Source organism: Parafrankia sp. Ea1.12 (assembly GCF_900465275.1).
Lineage (GTDB): Bacteria > Actinomycetota > Actinomycetes > Frankiales > Frankiaceae > Parafrankia > Parafrankia soli.
On record NZ_UBIZ01000360.1, the window covers coordinates 1 to 1149 of the forward strand.

General features: G+C 66.8%; 1 protein-coding gene. It reads right to left on the reverse strand.

The window, feature by feature from the left end:
* Nucleotides 1–180: 180 nt before the first annotated feature.
* Nucleotides 181–624, reverse strand: a complete 444-nt coding sequence (locus tag FMEAI12_RS20000) for a MarR family transcriptional regulator (protein ID WP_112107305.1) — start codon at nt 622–624, stop codon at nt 181–183.
* Between the last annotated feature and the right edge of the window lie 525 nt (nt 625–1149).

A 1149-nucleotide genomic window follows, 5' to 3' on the forward strand; every position in this document is an offset into this window, starting at 1 on the left:
CCCCGGCGCACGATGCGTAGGAGCCGCTGCCCTTCCTCATCGGTCAACCGCCGTGCCCGTACCAGCTGTGCCATCACGGATCACCCCCAGGAACCGGTCAACGTCCCCCATCCCTGACGGTGTGCCCACAACCACCCCACCAGCACCTGACCACGACCGGAAACGTTCATGGCCAGCGCACTAGCCCTCCACTGCGTCGTCCTCTGCCGGCGCGCGCTCCACCAGGCGGCGGAGGAACTCCCGGAGCATCTCCTGCTCGGCAGCGTCGAACACATCGAGCAGCTCCTCTTCACAAGTGAGGGCGTCGACATGGCAATCGGTGCTGACCCGCAGGCCCTCTTCTGTGAGGTACGAGCGAAGGATCCGCCCATGGTTGGCGTCGGGCTTGCGTTCGATCAGGCTGCGACGCTCGAGCGTGGCCAGCGCCAGCTGGACTGCCTGCGGCGTGATGAGCAAACGCCGGGCCAGGTCCGCGCCGGAGAGGCCAGGAGTGTCGGCCAGGCGTTTGAGGACGCCGAGCTGCTCCGTCGTGACACCGTGGCTGCGGATGGCACTATTGACCGCCTGGCGGGTGGAGTGAGCGGCTTGTTTTAGCAGCCACATGATGTGGTCCGTAGTGTCCATGACGATCAACCAGGGGATCGGGCGCTCGAACCGACCGGCGCACGACTACTGAATTGGCTCGTCGCTGAACAAGGCCGTGCACAGAATCCCGTGCGGTGACCTGAGGGCATGGGGCGCCACCTGGCGCAGCCCCATGGATTGGTCAAGATCACAGCGTCACACACCTCCCACTCGTGGCGATACATGAGCTCGAGTGCCAAGCCTCGGTCGAGCAGCTTCTGGCCGCTCCGAGCACATGCTGACCATATGCGAGGCCCCTGCGCCGAGGACCGGGGACCGGGGACCGGGGACCGACGTGAGCGTCGGAACAGGCGGGTGCACCTTCCGCGGCGCTGTTGGCTCTCTCGGGTCTGGTGCACGCCCGTCCCCCGGCTGGCTGCGCGCCAGCGGCCCCGGACCGGTAGTTGTCAAGTCAAGCGAGACAGTGGGTTGTTAGTCGACTGGCTGTGGGTCTGGCTGGTTGATCCACGCGGTGTCGGGTAGGCGGGGTGGCCGTGGCCTGCGGCTGAACCGTGCGGGGTAGGC

What these genes read in the sequence shown, in the direction of transcription:
- FMEAI12_RS20000 (WP_112107305.1), bottom strand. Translation starts at nt 624, where the DNA reads ATGGACACTACGGACCACATCATGTGGCTGCTAAAACAAGCCGCTCAC.